General features: G+C 70.5%; 18 protein-coding genes, 1 tRNA gene, 1 other RNA gene and 1 pseudogene. 10 read left to right on the top strand and 11 right to left on the bottom strand.

Translation table 11 applies throughout. The annotated features are described in order from the left end of the window. Positions 1–198: 198 nt before the first annotated feature. The 6 genes from ftsE to ssrA all read left to right on the top strand — a co-directional run bounded on the left by ftsE (position 199) and on the right by ssrA (position 5102). Positions 199–888 carry a cell division ATP-binding protein FtsE gene (gene ftsE, locus AC5L35_RS09945; protein WP_495059289.1) on the top strand — a complete coding sequence of 230 codons (690 nt, stop codon included), beginning with the start codon at positions 199–201 and terminating at the stop codon, positions 886–888. Between the two features lie 2 nt (positions 889–890). Continuing rightward, a complete protein-coding gene (ftsX, locus tag AC5L35_RS09940; RefSeq protein ID WP_495059288.1) occupies positions 891–1793 on the top strand; it encodes a permease-like cell division protein FtsX in 903 nt (300 codons plus the stop codon). Positions 1794–1858: 65 nt separating this feature from the next. Continuing rightward, positions 1859–2344, top strand: coding sequence for an SsrA-binding protein SmpB (gene smpB / locus AC5L35_RS09935; RefSeq protein ID WP_169394500.1), 486 nt, complete (start codon positions 1859–1861; stop codon positions 2342–2344). After that, positions 2341–3270, top strand: coding sequence for an amidohydrolase family protein (locus AC5L35_RS09930; RefSeq protein WP_495059287.1), 930 nt, complete (start codon positions 2341–2343; stop codon positions 3268–3270). Before smpB ends, AC5L35_RS09930 begins: the two co-directional genes overlap by 4 nt. A gap of 13 nt (positions 3271–3283) precedes the next feature. Then, positions 3284–4660 carry a hypothetical protein gene (locus tag AC5L35_RS09925; protein ID WP_495059286.1) on the top strand — a complete coding sequence of 459 codons (1377 nt, stop codon included), beginning with the start codon at positions 3284–3286 and terminating at the stop codon, positions 4658–4660. A 70-nt stretch (positions 4661–4730) separates the two neighbouring features. Beyond that, positions 4731–5102, top strand: a transfer-messenger RNA (tmRNA) gene (gene ssrA, locus AC5L35_RS09920). 313 nt (positions 5103–5415) lie between these two features. Here ssrA and AC5L35_RS09915 read toward each other — a convergent pair. The 3 genes from AC5L35_RS09915 to AC5L35_RS09905 form a co-directional block, all read right to left on the bottom strand. Then, positions 5416–5817, bottom strand: a complete 402-nt coding sequence (locus tag AC5L35_RS09915; protein ID WP_495059285.1) for an SRPBCC family protein — start codon at positions 5815–5817, stop codon at positions 5416–5418. Positions 5818–5859: 42 nt separating this feature from the next. Then, entirely contained in the window at positions 5860–6273 is a 414-nt protein-coding gene (locus AC5L35_RS09910; protein ID WP_495059284.1) for an AtzH-like domain-containing protein, read from the bottom strand. 117 nt (positions 6274–6390) lie between these two features. Next, positions 6391–7122: a VIT1/CCC1 transporter family protein gene (locus AC5L35_RS09905; protein ID WP_495059283.1), complete on the bottom strand. Its 732-nt coding sequence runs from the start codon at positions 7120–7122 to the stop codon at positions 6391–6393. Between the two features lie 95 nt (positions 7123–7217). Here AC5L35_RS09905 and AC5L35_RS09900 point away from each other — a divergent pair, with 95 nt between their 5' ends. The 3 genes from AC5L35_RS09900 (at position 7218) to AC5L35_RS09890 (ending at position 10047) form a co-directional block, all read left to right on the top strand. Next, positions 7218–8708: a cryptochrome/photolyase family protein gene (locus AC5L35_RS09900; protein WP_495059282.1), complete on the top strand. Its 1491-nt coding sequence runs from the start codon at positions 7218–7220 to the stop codon at positions 8706–8708. 108 nt (positions 8709–8816) lie between these two features. Continuing rightward, on the top strand, positions 8817–9293 hold the full coding sequence (locus AC5L35_RS09895; protein ID WP_495059281.1) for a MauE/DoxX family redox-associated membrane protein: 477 nt from the start codon (positions 8817–8819) through the stop codon (positions 9291–9293). Between the two features lies 1 nt (position 9294). Further along, positions 9295–10047: a DsbA family protein gene (locus tag AC5L35_RS09890; RefSeq protein WP_495059280.1), complete on the top strand. Its 753-nt coding sequence runs from the start codon at positions 9295–9297 to the stop codon at positions 10045–10047. Positions 10048–10097: 50 nt separating this feature from the next. On the opposite strand, the gene AC5L35_RS09885 is transcribed toward AC5L35_RS09890, so the two are convergent. Beyond that, positions 10098–12119, bottom strand: coding sequence for a S9 family peptidase (locus AC5L35_RS09885; protein ID WP_495059279.1), 2022 nt, complete (start codon positions 12117–12119; stop codon positions 10098–10100). An 83-nt stretch (positions 12120–12202) separates the two neighbouring features. Here AC5L35_RS09885 and AC5L35_RS09880 point away from each other — a divergent pair. Next, positions 12203–12275: transfer RNA gene (locus AC5L35_RS09880), tRNA-Ala, on the top strand. Positions 12276–12343: 68 nt separating this feature from the next. Here AC5L35_RS09880 and AC5L35_RS09875 read toward each other — a convergent pair. The 7 genes and pseudogenes from AC5L35_RS09875 to AC5L35_RS09845 form a co-directional block, all read right to left on the bottom strand. Further along, entirely contained in the window at positions 12344–13486 is a 1143-nt protein-coding gene (locus AC5L35_RS09875) for a site-specific integrase (protein ID WP_495059278.1), read from the bottom strand. After that, a complete protein-coding gene (locus AC5L35_RS09870; protein ID WP_495059277.1) occupies positions 13483–13689 on the bottom strand; it encodes an excisionase family DNA-binding protein in 207 nt (68 codons plus the stop codon). The genes AC5L35_RS09875 and AC5L35_RS09870 overlap by 4 nt, the downstream gene beginning before the upstream one ends. Continuing rightward, positions 13686–13958: a replication initiator gene (locus AC5L35_RS09865; protein WP_495059819.1), complete on the bottom strand. Its 273-nt coding sequence runs from the start codon at positions 13956–13958 to the stop codon at positions 13686–13688. The genes AC5L35_RS09870 and AC5L35_RS09865 overlap by 4 nt, the downstream gene beginning before the upstream one ends. Positions 13959–14953: 995 nt before the next feature. Beyond that, positions 14954–15847: pseudogene (locus tag AC5L35_RS09860) on the bottom strand (IS481 family transposase); the annotation flags it as partial. Between the two features lie 304 nt (positions 15848–16151). Further along, positions 16152–16793 (bottom strand): class I SAM-dependent DNA methyltransferase, encoded by a 642-nt coding sequence (locus tag AC5L35_RS09855; protein WP_495059276.1) that lies wholly within the window; start codon positions 16791–16793, stop codon positions 16152–16154. Between the two features lie 507 nt (positions 16794–17300). Then, positions 17301–17543 (bottom strand): Clp protease N-terminal domain-containing protein, encoded by a 243-nt coding sequence (locus tag AC5L35_RS09850; RefSeq protein ID WP_495059275.1) that lies wholly within the window; start codon positions 17541–17543, stop codon positions 17301–17303. A 333-nt stretch (positions 17544–17876) separates the two neighbouring features. Then, complete coding sequence (locus AC5L35_RS09845; protein WP_495059274.1) at positions 17877–18566, bottom strand: LysE family translocator; 690 nt, start codon at positions 18564–18566, stop codon at positions 17877–17879. Positions 18567–19006 lie beyond the last annotated feature (440 nt).

Here is a 19006-nt window from a genome sequence, read left to right as displayed (position 1 = left end):
ACCGTGGCCGCCTGATCGGCGGCCTCGGCCATCGCGATCGCTGATCGTCGCTGACGGCATTTCCGCGTCCTGACCTGCGCCCGATATGTCGGCATGATCGGCGCGAAATACGCCGATGTGCTGAGCGGTTGGTCCTGGGCGCCAAGGGGACGGGCCGGATGTCAGCCCCCACTGCACCCGCCGGTAGCCTCCGCATCCGTGATCCGCCTCGAACGTGTCACCAAGCTCTACAAGACCTCGACGCGGCCCGCGCTGGATCGCGTGTCGGTTGCCGTCGACAAGGGCGAGTTCGTCTTCCTCATCGGGCCATCGGGCTCGGGGAAGTCGACCTTCCTGCGGCTGCTCCTCCGCGAGGACGTCCCGACGCGCGGCAACATCTTCGTCTCCGACCTCAACGTCGCGAAGCTGCCACGACGCCGCGTCCCCCGGCTGCGTCAGCGGATCGGCTGCGTGTTCCAGGACTTCCGGCTGCTGCCCAACAAGACCGTCGGTGGCAACGTCGCGTTCGCCCTCGAGGTGATCGGCAAGCAGTCCGCCACGATCAAGAAGGTCGTGCCGGAGGTCCTCGACCTCGTCGGGCTGCAGGGCAAGGCCGACCGGATGCCGCACGAGCTGTCCGGCGGTGAGCAGCAGCGCGTCGCGATCGCACGGGCGTTCGTGAACCGGCCGCTGGTGCTGCTGGCCGACGAGCCCACCGGAAACCTGGACCCTGACACCAGCCAGGACATCATGTTGCTGCTGGAGCGGATCAACCGCACGGGCACCACGGTCGTGATGGCCACCCACGACCACTCGATCGTCGACTCGATGCGCCGCCGGGTCGTCGAGCTGGATCTCGGGCAGGTCGTGCGCGACGAGTCGCGCGGCGTCTACGGCGTGGGGCGGTAGAGGTGCGTTCGGACTTCGTCGTCCGCGAGGTCGTCACCGGCCTGCGGCGCAACGTCACGATGACGGTCGCGATGGTGCTGACCACCGCGATCTCGCTGGGGCTGGTGGGCACCGGTCTGCTGGCCGTGCGCACCATCGACCGCACCGAGCAGCTCTACAGCGACCGGGTGGAGGTGCAGGTCGCGCTCACCTCCGACGTCTCGGCCAACGACAAGGACTGCAGCCAGCCGGTCTGCGCCGGCCTGAAGTCCACCCTGGAGAACTCACCGCTCGTGGAGTCGGTGCGGTTCGAGAACCAGGAGGAGGCCTACGAGCGCTACAAGGAGCTGTTCGCCGGGCAGTCGCTCGCCGACCTCGTACGCCCCCAGTCGCTGCCTGCGACGCTGCGGGTGCGGCTGTCCGACCAGCAGGCGGGCGCCGACGCCGTGCGCCAGGCGATGGCGGGGCAGGTCGGCGTGCGCAACGTGATCGACCAGCGCGACGTCGTCGCGAAGCTGTTCGACTTCCTGGGCGGCGTGCGCAACGTGACGTTCGCGCTCGCGATGGTGCAGGCGGTCGCGGCGCTGCTGCTGATCTCCAACACCGTCCAGGTCTCGGCGTTCACGCGCCGTACCGAGGTCGGGGTCATGCGGCTCGTCGGCGCCACACGCTGGTACACGCAGCTTCCGTTCCTCATCGAGGCCGTGGTCACCGGCGTCGTCGGCGCGCTGATCGCGGTCGGCGGGCTACTGGTCGGGAAGTTCCTCTTCATCGACGAGTTGCTCAGCGGGATCGTGTCCAACGGTGTCGTGCCGCCGATCGAGGTCGCCGACATCATCTGGGTGTCGCCGATCCTGGTGATGATCGGTGCCGGCATCGCTGCCGTCACCGGGTACGTGACGCTGCGGCTGTACGTCCGGCTGTGACACGGGGAAACGCACGCGCCCGCGGAGCGCGGCAATCGGGAAGCCTGTCCGCGTACTCTGGGTAGGTGAAGGAGAAAGGCCGCTCGGTGATCGCGCAGAACCGGAAGGCACGACACGACTACGCGATCCTCGATACGTACGAGGCCGGCGTGGCGTTGCTCGGCACCGAGGTGAAGAGCCTGCGTCTGGGCCGCGCGTCCCTTGTCGACGCGTTCGCCACCGTCGACGACGGCGAGGTCTGGCTCCGCGGGCTGCACATCCCCGAGTACACCCAGGGCAGCTGGACCAACCACGAACCGCGTCGCACCCGCAAGCTGCTGCTGCACCGGGGCGAGATCGAGCGGTTGATCGGCAAGATCCGCGAGGGCGGTCTCACCCTGGTGCCGTTGTCGCTGTACTTCAGCGACGGCAAGGTGAAGTGCGAGATCGCGCTCGCCCGGGGCAAGAAGTCCTACGACAAGCGCACCGACCTCGCCAAGCGTGACGCCGACCGGGAGATCCAGCGGGCGTACGGGCGCGCTGCCAAGGGGCGGGCCCGGGAGCTGAGGTGACGGCGGAGCCCGCGGCCGTGGACGGTGTTCCGGCTCCGCCGCAGGCGGACGACGACGTCCCGCGGTTCCTCGCCGATCTCGGCGTGCCCGGGATCGTCGACGTGCATGTGCACTTCCTGCCCGAGTCGGTGCTGCGCAAGGTCTGGGCCTACTTCGACCAGGCCCGGACCCATTACGGGATGGACTGGCCCATCCACTACCGCACCTCCGAGGCGGACCGGGTGGCCACGCTCCAGAAGCTCGGCGTGCGCACGTTCGCCCCGCTGGTGTACCCGCACAAGCCCGGCATGGCCCGCTGGCTCATCGACTGGATCACGGAGTTCGCCGCCGCCACCCCCGACGCCGTGCCGACCGCGACGCTGTACCCGGAGCCGGACGTCGCCGACTACCTGGGCGCCGCCGTCGAGGCCGGCGCGCGGGTGGTGAAGGTGCACGTCCAGGTGGGTGGGTTCGACCCGCGGGACCCGCTGTTGCGCCCGGCGTGGGGGCTGCTCGCCGACGCGGGCGTGCCCGCCGTCGTCCACTGCGGGCACGGCCCCCTGCGCGGGCGACACACGGGGCTCGACGTGTTCGGCGAGGTGCTCGCCGAACACCCGCGGCTGCCGGTGGTGCTGGCCCACGCCGGCATGCCCGACTTCGCAGGCGCCCTGGACCTGGTGCACCGCTACGAGCGCGTGCACCTCGACACCACGATGGTCGGCACGCCGTTCAGCCTGCAGATGTCGCCGCTGCCGCCCGACTGGCCTGCGCTTCTCGCCGACGTCGCCGACCGTGTCGTCTTCGGCTCGGACTTCCCCAACATCCCGTACGCCTACGCGGAGCAGGTGCGGGCCGTCGCAGGCTGGGCCGCTGCCGACCAGCGCCTGGGACCGGCCTTCCTCCGCTCGGTACTGCACGACGCCCCGCGGAGGCTGCTCGCGCTCTGAGCGCTGTCCGGTTGTGGATCAGTACGACCGGGTAGTCCCCGGCATGGACATCGGGGTGCTGCTCGTCATCGTCGTGGTGGTCGTCGCGGTGCTGCTCGTCACCGGCCTCAGTGCGATTCGGGCACGGAAACGCCGGCAGGAGCAGCAGCGGCTGGAGGCGGCTGAACACCGCCACGAAGCGGAGATCAGGACCGCCAGCGCGGAGCGGCGCGAGGCCGAGGCCGCCGAACGCGCGGCCAAGGCCCGCCACGAGGAGGCACGGGCCAACGAGGAGGCGGCCCGGGCCCAGCAGGACCGCGAGGTGGCGCAGGAGCGGCAGGCCGCAGCCGACCGGATCGACCCCGACGTGAAGGGCCGTCGCAACCGCGACGACGCGGACGACAACACCCCCGCGGCAGGCGTCGGCTCCACGGAGGGCGCAGATCCCGCCGCGAGCACCGACCGGATGAACCTCGACGCCCGCAACGACTCGCCGGATCGCAACGGCGCCGTCGGGCGTCCGGACGCGACCGACGCTCGTGACGGCGCCGGCTCGCCGCAGGGCGACGACCCCGCCGCCCGCGCGGGCCGGATGGACGCCGGTGAGCACCGCGACCCGACTCAGCAGAATGCCGACCCGGCTGCGCGGACCGACCGGATGGGCCCCGGTGATCACCAGGACCCGGCGCACGACGCCGACCCGGCTGCGCGGACCGACCGGATGGGCCCCGGTGATCACCAGGACCCGGCGCACGACGCCGACCCGGCTGCGCGGACCGACCGGATGGGCCCCGGTGATCACCAGGACCCGGCGCACGACGCCGACCCGGCTGCGCGGACCGACCGGATGGATGTCGGTGACACCACCGACTCGCGCCAGGCTCCCGCCGGCGCACCCCAGGGTGCGGACCCGGCTGCGCGCACGGACCGCATTCCCGTCGGTGACCAGGGGACCGGGGAGCAGCCCGGACCGCTGGGGGCGGCGGAGGATGGCGGGAACGGCACCACGCAGCGCGGCGCCCGGGCGAGCGCTCCGGTGAGCGGAGCCGGGATCGCCGGTGGTGCCCACGCCGCCGGCCACGATGCGCCTGCCACCGATGGGGCCGCACCCGCGGCTGAGGTCGGCGGCACCGAGCCGGGCCGGCCCGACGTCGCTGCCGGCCCCGAGGCCGGACGCGGGCCGGTCGCCGGTGATGGGCCCGGGCAGCCGGGGGCGGAGCCGGTGACGTCCGTGCCCGGTCAGCGCAGCGGTGAACACGATCGACCCGGCCACGCCGTCCCGGAGCAGGCAGAGATGCAGGCCGGTGACCAGTGCACCGTCGATCGACCCGCCGGGGATGCCGACCGCGAACGGTCCGACCGCGGCCCGGCCCGCTCGATCACCGACCGCCTGCTGGGCCGGAACCGCTGATCGCCGAACCGGGATGAAGCCGGACGCCGTAGGCGTTACTCTGTGCGGACGCCCCGACGTGGGCGTAGAAGGGGGTGAACGGTTTCGACTCCGGACGTCGATCAAGGGGAAGCGTGTCGAGGAAGGCGACGATGATCTCGTTAACCATATGTCGCAACCTTATAAGCGCCGATTCCAATCAGCGCGACTTCGCCCTCGCCGCCTGAGCGAGTGTGAGTCTGTCGGACCGGGTGCGTTCCCCGACCCGGACCCCGGCATCAGCTAGGGGACTCACCTGTCCGCCCGGTCGCGGGGCGGACGGGGACATCAAACAGCGACTGGGATCGTCACACCGGCTGGTCCGCACGACCGGTGGATCCGAGTAGAGGCAACGCGGACTGCACACGGAGAAGCCCTTGTGAAGCGACGGAGGACCCGGGTTCGATTCCCGGCACCTCCACTCGACCGAAGGCGTGCCTGCTCGGCGGGCACGCCTTCGCTCGTCTCGGTCATCGTCATCTCTGCGGGGGCCTAGCCCCCGCACCCCCGGCCGGGGGCGCCCCCGGACCCCCCATCCCCCGGCGCGGGTTGGTGCTCCCGGCTCACGAGAGCGGGCCGCCGTTCGCTTGTGCCGGTCATCGTCATTCCTGCTCGGCGCGGGTTGGTGCTCGTGGGCTCAGGTTGAGCAGGCGGCGCGTTCGCTCGTGTTGGGCATCGTCATTTCTGCGTGTTCGTCGTCGTGAGTGGGGGGCGCCTTCGGCCCTGTCCGGCGCGCCTCAGCCCTCAGTCACCAGTCGTTCCAGGCGGGTCAGGCCGTCGTCCAGCCATTGCCGCACCTCACCTGCGGCTTTGCCGCCGTGGGTCTCTGGCTGGTGACCGAGGAACGACAGGTGCAGCACCACCGACGAGCGGCCGGGGGCGGCGTGCTCGACCTGCAGCCAGCCCGCGTAGTCGGGTGCGTGGCCCCACTCCACCCGAAGCTGCTCGGGCCGGACCTGCACGGTGCCCTCGCTGTCCACGCCCCGGGTCTCGACGTCGGCGTGCACCTCGCCCTCACCTGTCGGCTGCACATCCACCGGCCCCGGCATCCATTCCGGCAGCCGGTCCAGATCGGAGACCACCGCGAAGACCGTGTCCGCGTCGGCCGGCATCCCGCGTTCCGCCTCGAATTCCGCCATGGCGAAAACGTACCCGTCTCGCGCCCTTTCAGGCGGGGCCGATCATGATCCCAGCGGTAGCTCCGACACGTGGGCCTCGATGACACGCCAGCCCTCGGGGAACCGCACCCACGTCTGGCTCTGCCTGCCCTCGATCGCGCGGTCGGGGTAGTGGATCAGCGTCGTGACCACCGCCGTCCGGTCGTCGACGGCCAGCACCCTGGTGCCCCGGAGCGTCCGGCCCGCCGGCACCGACGGGTGCGTGCGGCGCCAGGCCTCGATCTCGTCGGCGCCCTGCTGCCGGTCGGCGATCCCGAAGCGCACGCAGCGGGGGTCGTCCCAGAAGAGTTCGGTCATGACGGCGACGTCCCCGTCGGCGAGCGCGCGTTCGTACCGCTCGAACGCGGACCGCACCTCCGCGACCACCTCCGGCCGGTCGAACGTGACCTGTTCCGGGGCCTCGTGGTCGGGGCTCATGCAGTGGCACCGGCGGGCACGGGGGCGGCGGGAGCGGTGGAGCCCGGCTCGGGGATCTCCTGATCCATGCCTCGACGGTAGCCCTGCGCGAGCCCGAGAAGCGCGGGCACAAGGCCGCTACCCGCCCGCGCTGATCCCGATCGCCATACCCACGAGGAACGTCGCACCAGCGGCGATCACCCCGAACGCCAGCTGCCGCAACCCGCTGAAGAGCCAGGTGCGGGTGGTGAACCGGGACGTCACCGCTCCGACGACGAACAGGCCGACAGCTCCGACGACGAGCCCGAGGAGGAGGGACGAGTACCCGAGCAGGAACGGGATCAGCGGGATGATCCCGCCGACGGCGAAGCAGAGGAACGACGAGGTCGCCGCGGTCCACGGCGAGGGTTGGTCGTCGACATCGACACCGAGTTCCTGCGCGACGTGGACCTTCACCGCGAGCTCGGGGTCGGCGTGCACCTCGCGGGCCATCGTCTCGGCCGTCGGGGCGCTCAGCCCCATCTCCCGGTACATCTCGGCGAGCTCGGCCTCCTCGGCGCGCGGGTGCCTGCGGATCTCCTCCCGCTCCACGGCCACCTCGTTGGCCACGGCCTCGTTCTGCGTGCCGACCGAGGCGAACTCGCCGAGCGCCATGGAGAACGCGCCGGCCACCAGTCCCGCCATGCCGGTCAGGATGATCACGTGCCGGCTCGCACCGCCGCCGCCGACTCCCGAGATGAGTGCGATGTTCGTGACGAGGCCATCCATCGCGCCGAAGACGGCGGCGCGCAACCAGCCGCCGGAGACGTCGGTGTGGTGGTGGTCATGCGGGTGCTCGGCGAACTCCGCCGAGCCCTCGAGCTGCGTCATCAGACCAGCGTAACCGCGCTCAACCGTCCAGGTTGGACTATGGACAGGCTGGCCTCCGGTGGCCGGAGCCACGCCTTCGTCCCACACTGAGAGACGTGGCTCACAACGACGAGGCGCCGCTGTGGGTGTTCGGCGACCAGCTCGGCCCGCACGTGCACGCCACCGCTGCGCACCGCCACCGTGAGGTCGTGATCATCGAGTCCACGCGGGTCCTGCGGCAACGCCGGTTCCACCGGCAGAAGCTGCACATCGTGCTGTCCGGCATGCGCCACCTCGCCGAGGAGCTCGGCGATCGGGCCACCTACCTCCGCACCGACACCTACCGGCAGGCCCTGCAGCAGGTCGGTCGGCCGGTCGTCGTGCACGAGCCGACGTCGCACGCCGCGGCCGCGTTCGTCGAGCGCCTGCGCAATGAGGGCCTGGTCGCGGACGTGCTGCCCACACCCACGTTCGCGCTATCCCGCGCTGCCTTCGACGAGTGGCCCGGAGACCGTGAGACGTTCCGGATGGAGGAGTTCTACCGCTTCCAGCGCCGCCGGTTCGACGTCCTGATGGAGGGCGGCGAACCCGCGGGCGGGAAGTGGAACTACGACCACGAGAACCGGGAACCGCCGCCGAAGGGGGCGTCGACGCTCGGCGTCCCCGGGCCGTGGCAGCCGCCGGAGGACGAGATCGACGAGCAGGTCCGGGCGGACCTCGACGCGATGGACCTGCCCACCGTCGGACGTGACGGCCCGCGGTTGTTCGCGGTGACCGCCGCCGAAGCTCGGCGCGCGCTCGCGCACTTCGTGCGGTATCGGCTGCCGCACTTCGGTCCGCCCGAGGACGCGATGCTCACCGGGGACTGGGCCATGGCGCACTCGCTGCTGTCGGTCCCGCTCAACCTGGGCGTGCTGCACCCGCTCGACGCCGTGCACGAGGCCGAGGCCGCCTACCGGTCCGGGGACGTGCCGCTGCCCGGCGCCGAGGGTTTCGTGCGGCAGGTGCTGGGCTGGCGGGAGTACGTCTGGCAGCTCTACTGGCGGTTCGGCCGGGACTACCTGCGGCGCAACGCATTCGGGGCCGGCACGCCGCTGCCGGACTGGTGGACGTCGCTCGATCCCGAGGGCGTCACGGCCACCTGCCTGCGCACCGCGCTGGAGGGCCTGCGGGACCGCGGCTGGACCCACCACATCCAACGACTCATGGTGCTGGGCAACCATGCGCTGCAGCGTGGTTACGAGCCGTTCGATCTCACGAACTGGTACGCCGCGGCCTACGTCGACGGCTTCGCATGGGTGATGCCGCCGAACGTGATCGGCATGAGCCAGCACGCGGACGGCGGGATGATGGCCACGAAGCCCTACAGCTCGGGCGGCGCGTACATCAACCGGATGTCCGACCACTGCGGCAGCTGCGCGTTCGACCCGCGGAAACGACTCGGTGAGGACGCGTGCCCGTTCACGGCCGGGTACTGGGCATGGGTGCACCGGCACCAGGACCTCCTCGCCGCGAACAACCGCACGGCCCGCGCCGTCGCGTCGATGCGGCGGCTGGCCGACCTCGATGCCGTGCTGGAGCAGGAAGCGGCCCGCGAGTCCTTCTGACCGGCCGTCGGCCCCCAGGGCGCGGGCGCCGTCGACGTCACTCGTCCGTCCGCCGGTGCGGGGTGTGGCTGCCCGATTGGTGATGGTCGGCGCCGCTACGCTGATCGTGTGGATCGGGGACGGGTGCTCGACGTCGTCGGCACGGTTGCGCGGCTCGGCCTGGCCGCGGTGTGGCTGACCTCCGGCGTCCTCAAGGCCACCGATCCCGACCAGACCTACATCGCCGTCCGCGCCTACGACGTGCTGGCCCCCACCCTTGTGGAGGTGGTGGCGGGCATCCTGCCGTGGTTCGAGATCGCGCTCGGCGTGCTGGTGCTGGTCGGGGTGGGCATCCGAACGGTGGGTGTGCTGTCGATCCTGCTGCTCCTGGTGTTCGTCGCCGGGGTCTCGCAGGCGTGGGCGCGCGGGCTGCTGATCGACTGCGGCTGCTTCGGCGGCGGCGGCGCGGTGGAGCCCGGCCAGACGGCCTACGTGCAGGAACTGCTGCGCGATACGGGGTTCCTCGCGCTGGCCGCCTGGTTGGTGGTGCGGCCGCGGACGCTGCTGTCGCTGGACTCTCGACTCGAGAACACGGGAAGGACCTGACATGGGCGGGGCGGAGAGAAACGAGAAGAAGCGCCGGCAGGCGGAGGCGAACCGGCGCCTCGCCGCGGCGGGCATCAACGTGCCGCCGAAGCGCAACCGCACGCCGCTGATCGTGGTGGCGGTGGTCGTGGTGGTGGCCGTGGTCGCCGGGGTGGCGGTGCTGGTGAACCGCAACGGTTCGAGCGCCGACGTCGCCCCCACCTACACCGCCACCGCGTCCGGCGCGGTGATCACCGCAGGCAACGGCCCCGCCACGATCGACACCTACGAGGACTTCCTCTGCCCGCAGTGCGAGCGGTTCGAGGAGCGTTACGGCAACGAGATCGTCGCCGCCCTCAACAACGGGCAGGTGACGGTGCGCTTCCACACGATCTCGATCCTCGACCGGTCCACCACCCCGCCCGGCTACTCCACCCGTGCGGCGAACGCGGCCCTGTGCGCCGTGCCCGCCGGCATCTACCCGGCCTACCGCGAGAAGCTGTTCGCGGAGCAGCCGGCCGAGGGGAGTGCGGGCCTCACCAACGACCAGCTCATCCAGTTCGGCACCGAGCTCGGGGCCAAGGGTGACTTCGCCTCGTGCGTGAACGGCTCGACGAACGCCGCAGCCATCACCGCGGAGACCGAAGCCTCGGCCGCCAACCCGGCGCTGCAGACCAACGGCCAGTTCGGTACGCCCACCGTGGCCGTCGGCGGCGCCAAGATCGATCTGAACAACACCGACTGGCTCAAGGACGCCATCGCCGCCGGGCGCTGACACTCCCACGTGGTGGGCCGCGCGGACGCCCGCGCGGCCCACCACGTCGGTCAGGCGGTGCGCGACGGGTGGTCCCAGGCGATCTGCGGCCGTTCGCCGCCGAGGTGGCGGCCGAACCAGTCGAGGATGATCTCGGCGCGCTGCACGCGGTGGCGGGGCGAGCCGCTGCGCGACAGCTCGTGCCCCTCCTCCGGGAAGCGCCAGTACTCCACCGGCTTGCCCAGCAGCCGCAGTGCCACGTAGAGCTGGTCGGCCTGCTCGATGTGGCAGCGCAGGTCGTCCTCGGAATGCAGGATCAGAACGGGCGTGGTGATGTCCCGGACGTAGGTGATCGGCGATATCCGCTGGTAGACCTCGGGTGCGTCGAGGTGGCTGACGCCGAACTCGTAGCGGAAGAAGCCGGCCACGTCGGAGCTCGTCTCCAGGGACGACACGTTGTTGACCGCCCGCTCGCTGCACGCCGCGGCGAAGCGGTCGGTGTGCCCGATCAACCAGCTCGTGAGGTAGCCCCCGTAGGAGCCACCCAGCACCCCGACGCGCTCGGCGTCGAGTGCCGGGTCGCGCTCGAGCGCGGCGTCGAGCACGGCGAGCACGTCGTCGGCGTCGATGCCGCCCCAACCGGTGCCGGGCGCCTCGGGTGCCTCGGGCGGCCGGACCGCGCGGCACCACGCGTCGGTGTGACCGGTGGAGCCGTGCGGGTTGCAGTAGACGACCGCGTACCCGGCGCCCGCCCACAGCTGGAACTCGTCGAACCAGGAGTTCGTGTACTGCGCCATCGGGCCACCGTGGATGGACAGCAGCACCGGCACCCGCGCGTCGTCCGGCACGCCCGGCGGACGCACCACCCAGGCGTCGATGTCGCCGTCGCCCGCGGGGGAGGGGACGGTGAAGTGCTCGGGCTCGGCCACCGGCACGGCCGCGTGGAACGCGGCGCCGACCGAGGTGAGCTGCCGCTCCGTCCCGTCCTCGTCGCGGACGAACAGTTCGGGCAGCGTGGTGGGGGTGGCGGCGACGAACGCGAACGTGCCGCCCGCGTGGTCGAACCCGCTGATCAGCCGGTTGCCGCCGAGCAGCAGTTCGGGCTGCCCGGACCCGTCGGCGGCGACCCGGTACACGTGCACGGAGCCGTGCTCCTCGACCGAGAACAGCAGGTTCCCGTCGTGCCAGACCGGGTTCCGGGCGCTCGGGGGCGCGCACTGGCGGTCGAGCGCCGCGGTGAGGATCTGCTGCTCCCCGGTGGCGACGTCGGTCACGGTGACCTGTGCGTGGGACGGCAGGATCCGGACGTTCTCGGTGAGGGTGGCGATGCGCATGCCGTCCGGGCTGAACGAGGGGAGGCTGTGGGACAGGCCGCGGTCGGTGATCGCGCGGGGTTCGGTGTCAGGCGTGCCGGCCGGTCCGAGGTCGATCAGGTGCATGTCCTGGACGAGGTCGAGGTCCCAGTCCTTGCCCCGCGAGGCGGCGACCGCCAGCTGCCTGCCGTCCGGTGACCACGCCGGCCCGCCGTGCTCGTACGGCCCGCCCGCCACCAGGCGTGGCGTGCTGGAACCGTCGGCCAGCACCACGAACACGCTGCGCGGCCGGTCGACGATCCACCCCTCGCCGTCGAGGCGAGTGAACAGCCGGTCGATGCGCCGCGGCGGCCGCCCGCGCTCGTCCTCGCCGTCGCGGTAACGACCCGTGCGCTCGCGCGAGGCGAACGCGATGCGCGTGCCGTCGGGCGACCAGACCGGCTCCTCGATGGCCTCCTCGCGCTCGCAGATCGTGATCGTCTCGCCGGGGATCCCGACGGGCACCACGTGCAGCGTGTGGAGCCCCTTCTCCTCCGAGCGCCGGCTGGTGAACGCGAGCCTGCGCCCGTCCGGCGACCACCTGGGCTGCCCGTCGCCGTGCTCGCCCGTGGTGAGCGGGTAGGGCGCCGCGGACCCGTCGGCCGCAGCGAGCCAGACAGCGCGGCGGTACCGGTTCTTCTCCACGTCGACGCGGGTGACCACGAAGGCGACCAGCCGGCCGTCGGGGGAGACCCTCGGCGCGGAGGTGGTGACGAGCTGTCCGATGTCGGCAGGTTTCACCGGCTGACCGTAGATCAGCACCGGCGGCAGCGGCGACCCCGTTGCCGGGGCCGGACGGGCATCGTGTAACTTCGTGTCCGCAAGGGGCTGTGGCGCAGCTGGTAGCGCACTTGACTGGCAGTCAAGGGGTCAGGGGTTCGAATCCCCTCAGCTCCACCCAGGTCAGAGACTCGCAGAGCGATCATCGGCAAGATCGATCGTAAGCTGAGTGACTATCTGAGTGTCTATCCCGCATCAGTGATTGGGAAGATCGTGTCCATCGCGGTGGCGCCCTCCTCCAGTACCGGCCGGAGCTGCTGGCGGTAGACCGCCTCCGTGACCGCCGTCCCGCTGTGGCCCACGAGTCGCGAGATGCTCTCCAACGGCACGCCGGCATCCGACAGCAGTGACACGAAGCTGTGCCGCATCTCCCGAGGTGTCCATGCCGAGGCGTCGAGCCCAGCCGCCTGTACCACTTTCCGGAACGAGCGACGGACATTGTGCGCGTCCAGCTCTGTGCCGTTCGAGGTGGCAAACACCAGTGCGGATGCGGGAGGGACCACACCAAGCCGGTCACGATGGCGGCGGAGCGCATCCACGCATCGCTGAGGCATTGCCAGGCGACGCCGGGATCGTTTCGTCTTGGTGTCGCCACCTTGGCGGACGGACCGCACCACTGAGATCGACGGAGGGAGCGGAGGGACGGCGGCTGGCTCGCCCGCAAGGTCGACGTGCTCCCAGCGCAGGGCACGCAGCTCCTCCGTTCGCGCGCCGGTGAGCATGGACAGCACGATGTAGGCGTGGAGGGCCGACCCCTCAGCGGCGGTCAACAGTGCCTCCGCCTGGCGCAGCGTCAGCGACTTCGAGCGGCGCCCTTCGCGCCCGATTGGCACGTTGCAGAGCCCGACCACGTTGCGCTTGACCTTGTCGCGCGCCATCGCATGCGTGATTGCGCGGTTGAGGATCGAGTGCATCAAGCGCAGGGTCCGCGTGCTGACCGTCTCGGCTTCCTCGCGCAACCATCGGTCAACGTCCTCGGCGGAGAGGTCGCGCAGGCGTCGGCGGCCGAGCTGCGGCACGACGTGCCCCTCAGCCGTGGTCGTGTAGTTCGCAACCGTGTTCGCCGAGCGCCCGGCGAGGCCGTAGGACAGCCAGTCAGAGATCGCGTCGCTTACGGTGTAGCTACCCGCAGCTACCGTCAGACCGTCTTCATGATCGCGAAGGATGTCGCGCAGCTTGTCCTTTGCGGCCGTCTTCGTTCGGCCACTCGCCTTCTTTGTGATCCGCTTGCCTCGGGCATCGAAGCCGAGAGTTGCGGTCGCGATCCACCGTTGGCGGGGCTCGTCCCAGTGCAGACCGCCCTCACCGCGGCTCCGGCGAGTCGTCACGATGCTGCCCCGACCCGCTCGGCGTTCGCCTCCTGCTCCAGGAGAGCGACGTACTCAGCGATGGCGGAAGCCGGGATCAACCGCGTGCGCCCAACGTGCACCGACCTCAGTCGCCCGCAGCGGAGCTCCTCATAGATCACGCTGCGCCCAAGCGAAAGGATGACCATCGCCTCTGCAACGCGGTACAGCTCCTTGCCGCTCATGCCGCCCTCCTGATCCGGTCGCTGCGTCGTTGGGTGCGGTTGCGTTCGGCGATCGCGATGGCCAGTTCCCGCTCGGCGTGGGTGTGGTGTCCGATGTGGACGAGGCGCCAGTCGTTGATCACGGTGACGGTGGACAGGTCGACGGGGATGGTGTTGGGGTCGTCGGTGTCGCGGTCGAGCTGGGCCAGGTCGTCGGCGAGCCGCCAGGTCCGGCGGTCGGCTCGGAGTGCGCCGAAGGTGGTCGAGTACCGCTGGGTGTCTAGTCCCAGTTGATGCTTGACGTTTCGGTCCCAGTTGATGCTTGTCAGTGGGTCTAGGAAACGTGGGTGGTGGTGCGGGGTCGGTAGGCCTTGATGGAGCGGACGGGTTGGGCGGTGGCGCGCCGGTAGGTGCGCTGTTGTCCGTCGGGGGTGTCGACGGTCAGGGTGGAGTCGGAGACGTGGACGGTGACCACGGTGGCGGCGTGGGCGCGGCCGAGGCTGATGGGTTGGCTGGCCACGGTGATCACGCCTGAGGCCGAGACGCGGCGTTGGACGGTGACCGGTTCGGTGCGGGGGCGTGGTGGTGGCCCGGCGGGGCGGACGCTCTGGACGCGCAGGGCCTGGGTCCAGGTCAGTGGGTTGGGGCGGGTGCGCAGCAGTTCCCGGGTTTGGGGGTCGAATACCAGCAGCACGGTGGGCTCGATCCGGATACTGACCCGGCGCCCGGCGAGGATCTCGGCGATGAACACGCTGTGCTGGCCCAGGGTGATGTTGCCGTTGCGGTTGACGGTGCGGTCGACCTCGAGCGCGGTGGCGTCGGGGTCGAGCGGCGGCAATGGAGAGGGGCCGGCGGGGCGGCCGCCGCGGGCGGCGAGCGTGGCCAGGTCCGCCGACGACAGGTGCGAGCGGACGGTCTTGATCCGGGTCCCGGCGGAGAGCAGGTGGATCAACTCGTGGTCGGCCCAGAAGGTGATCGTCTGCCCGACCCGGGCCGGTCCGAGCCAGAACTGTTTGCCGCGGACTCCGAGGTTGCCGGCGGTGGGCACGACGCGTTCGAACTCCACCGGCCCACCCCGATAGAGCAGGTCGGTTCGTGGGGCGGTGGCGTCCTCGCGAACCGCGCCATCCTCCTGCGCGACTGCCAGCTCAGCTACCGGTTCGGCTGCCGGTTCAGCTGCCAGGTCGAGTGCTGGTTCGAGGGCTGGGGTGAGGATGGCCGGGACGCGCAGCGGCAGCACCGCCTCCGCCCCAGCCCCTCCCACGACGGGATCGGTCTGGCGGGTGGCGAACCGGGTGGCGGGGTAGGCATCGCCGATGCCCTGGTGGGGGCGGTCGCAGTTGTAGTCGGTGACCCAGGTGTCGATCGCGGCCTGGACGGCGAGGACGTCGGGGAACGGTCCGCGGTCGTTGAGTAGTTCCCGGCGCAGGGTCTGGTGGAACCGCTCGACCTTTCCCGTCGTGGTCGGTGAGGCGGGTTGGGTCAGCCGGTGGGTGATGGCGTTCTCCCGGCAGATCCGGTCGAACAACACCTCCCCGCCGCGGCCGAACCGGTCGGTGAACTGCTTGCCGTTGTCGGTGAGGATCTCCTCGGGGATCCCGTAGCGGCGCAGCGCCTCGACCAGGGCCAGACACACCGCCCGCCCGGTCGCGCGCGGCACGACTGCGGCGATGACGCAGAACCGGGAGTGGTCATCGACCCCGGTGACGACCTTCACCTCGGTGCCATCGACGAGCCAGATCCCGCCGACGGTGTCGATCTGCCACAACGCCATCGGCGCCGGACGTTCCCACCGCAGGTAGTCCGAGCGTTTCCGGCGTCGCCGGCCGGGTTGGATGAGGCCGTGGCGGACCAGGATCCGGTGCACCGTCATCCGCGAGGGCACCGGCGCGACCCGCTCGACCCGGGCCAGTTCATGGACCAGCCGCCGCGGACCCCAGCGCGGGTGCTCGCGGCGTAGTTCACACACCACCGCCTCCACCTCGGGCAGGGCCTGGTGCGGGCACGAGACCGGGCGCCGCGACCGGTCGGCCAGCCCAGCCAGCCCGTCGGCGCGATACCGGCTCAGCCAGGTGTGCACGCTCTGCCGCGACACCTGGTGGTGCGCGGCGACGTCCACGACGGCTTCTCCTGCCAGCACCGCCAACACCGCGCGATACCGCTGCTCAACGATCGACAACTCGACCAGGGCCAATCCCGGCTCCTCTTACCCCGACGCTCGCACGACGAGGCACAGCGAAGCCGATCACGACCACCGTCAAGCATCAGGTGGGACCGGAGTGTCAAGCATGTCCCGGGACTACACACGCAGCCGCCGGGCCGCTGTGTTCAGACTTTCTCTACTTGTTCAAGGCGGCGCCTGCGGCGCCGCGCGGCGCTGTGCCCGATGCAGCCGCAAGCGCTCGCACGGGGCGTGCGGCCTCCGGCCGGTCCCCGCGCGGCGCGCGGCTGCTGATGCGGCGCCACAGACGTCGGCATAACGCTCATCGGCGGCGTGCGAACAGGAACGCCTGAGAAGCAGTCTCACGCGGACTGAGCACCATCTCGGCTTCGACATCGAAACCTGCGGCTTGTAGCCAGCCTGCCACCTGGTCAGGCTGGCGCCGGTGAACATGGACGTTCATCGGGTGCCCGCCGTAACCGTCGGTCTTCAGCTCCGACCCGTGCCCGACGTGGAACAGGAGCTGGAGGGGCCCACCAGGCCGCATTGCCCGGTGGAACTCTGCAAATGCGGCCGGAACTTGATCATCAGGGATGTGGATCAACGACTGCCATGCAAGTAGACCTGTCACCGCCCCATCGGGGAGGTCAAGACTGGTCATCGAGCCGAGTTCGAACCGTAGGCCGGAGTGCTCCCGGCGGGCCAGCTCAACCATTCTGGGCGAGAGGTCGACGCCGAAGGCATTCAGGCCGAGTGTGTGGAGATACGCGGTGACGTGTCCGGGTCCGCAGCCAATATCGGCGACGGGGCCATCCCCGGCGGCACGCACGCTCTCGGCGAGCATGACCGCAGCAGCACGAAGGTACGGGTGGGCACCAACGGCTCCTCGCACCTGATCGGCGTAACTCGCGGCGACCGTGTCGTACGAGGTCCGGGCGTCCTCCAACCAATGCGCGTCGCTCACGGGCCACACCGTATCCGCGGTCTGAGGACGACCGGTTCGGTGGCGGACGTGGAAGACGAGACGTCTTCGCTGGAACGGCAGGTGCCAAGACAATGCCCTCGCCGGGCGGCAGGTCTCCGGGACGGCCGGACGAGCAGGCGCGCGGACAGGGGTGGGGGAGGCGGGGTGTGGCGTCCCGACGACCTCCCGGAGGGCTACCACGCGGCGACCCGACGGCAGAGCTTCACGAGGTAGCCGGCCGGTGCCGTCGAGGGCTGCCGCCGAGTCGCCGCGCGGTCGGGCGATGCCAGGTCGACGGGACGCCACACGAGCCCCAGCGTGCAAGGGCAAGAGCCCCGAGTCTGGGCCGTCTGGGCCGTCCCTGGGCCGTGGGAGACCACTCAACAACGAGAAACGACGCCGACCGACGGGAGGTGTTCCCGCTGGTCAGCGCCGCTTTCAGTGCCTGGATCAGGCAGCCGACTTGGTCTCCCAGAAGATCTTGTCGATCTCAGGCCGTGTTAGCTCTCAACCCTTGGGGCCGTAGTTGCGCTCGTCCATCGCCCGTTCCAACGCAGCGCGAAACTCTGGCTCCTCGCCTCGCTGGCGAAGTACCTGGGCCGGCACGGACATGCCCTCGGCGAGGATGGCCAGCATCAGGTGCTCGACGCCCACGTAGCGATGCCCTCGTTCACGAGCCTGTTCCTCAGCCATCCGAATGATCGTCTCGTATCGAGGCGTGGGCAGGATCTTCCTCGGGACGCTGCTCATAGAACCCATGATGAAGGCCATGACCGCCGCTCGCGGTACAAATCCGGTACAAACCCGCGCCAGGCCGCCCCGTCATCAGGCGGCACAGAACGGCACAGAACGGCAGCTCAGCGCGTCGCGAGACATCAAAGTCCTGGTCAGACGCAGTTCACCGACTACCGCTGACGTCAACCTTGCTGTCCGCGCGTCGCCGCAGCGCGGTCACGCCGCAGTGTGGGTACAAACCGACCGGTCCCAGCGAGGTAGGCGCTGCAACTCTCCCTGCACCGCCGCGATCCGGGTGCCGAGACAGGCAACTGTGAGGTCCCGGCGGGACCATTCAGTTCTTGGCGCTCAGCGCCGGTCGAGTGCAAGGCGCAGGGACAGCCCGATGAAGATGAACCCGGTGGCGACATCGAGACGTCGCTGGACGCGGCGGTGACGAGCCAGCCAGGCGCCCAACCGGCCGGCGAGAAGCCCGATCGGGCCGTCGATCAGTAGGTCGACGAGCACGAAGCAGGCGCCAAGCACGAGCAGCTGGACAGTGGTGGAGCCCCGGGATGGGTCAACGAACTGCGGCAGGAAGGCGGCGTTGAACAGCACCACCTTCGGGTTGAGCAGGTTCGTCATCAGCCCTCGTGCGAAGGCCCGCCGCGGCTGCCAGCTGCCGTTCCGACCGGTGCCGTCCGGCGCTGACCCACCACCTTCCCCGGCAGCGGCAGGACCCCCAGAGTGGGGAGCTGCGTCCGTGGCGTCGGCTTTGCGGCGCAGGGTCGTGACACCGAGGTAGAGCAGGTAAGCGGCGCCGGCGATGCGCACCACGTCGTAGGCGACGGGCACGGCTTGGAAGAGTGCGGCGAGCCCGAACGCGGCGGCCGCGGCGTGCACCGCCAGGCCTGCGGCGACCCCGACGGCCGCGGCCAGCCCCACCCGTGGTCCACCGCGGGCACCAACCGCGACGATGAACACCATGTCCGGGCCCGGGGTCAGCACCAGCAGCGCTGCTGCTGCCGCGAAGGCCACCAGGACGACCGGATCCACCATCTCTGCCTCCTGCTGTGAACCCCACCTGTTCGCGGTCCCTCACAAGATCCCATCCAGGACACGTCGTCAAGGGCCTCGCGTGCCCCACCAGAGCGCTCGCAATAGACGCGAGCCCTCGCCGGGCGGCAGGATGCTCCTCTGTCCCATCGAGGACCGTGTCAGCACGCCACCGGTGAGTGACTAACTGAGTGACGACCCCGCCGTAGGGCCGCGGACGATGCAGGACGGCAGCGGACGCTTGACCTGCGGGGGAATGGCATCAGGGCCACGTCGACCCGGTCGAGGGCATGCCTGGCAGTCAAGGGGTCAGGGGTTCGAATCCCCTCAGCTCCACTCAACAAAATCTCAGATCAGGGCCCTATTTGAAGCGCCCCGGGGTGTCGGGAGGCTCGATCTTGTGAGGAGATGGAGTCATGACACGCCGGTCCCAGCACTACCCA

It is taken from the genome of Pseudonocardia sp. OZ21, from assembly GCF_059359135.1.
This window is presented reverse-complemented; position numbering and strand designations above follow the sequence as displayed.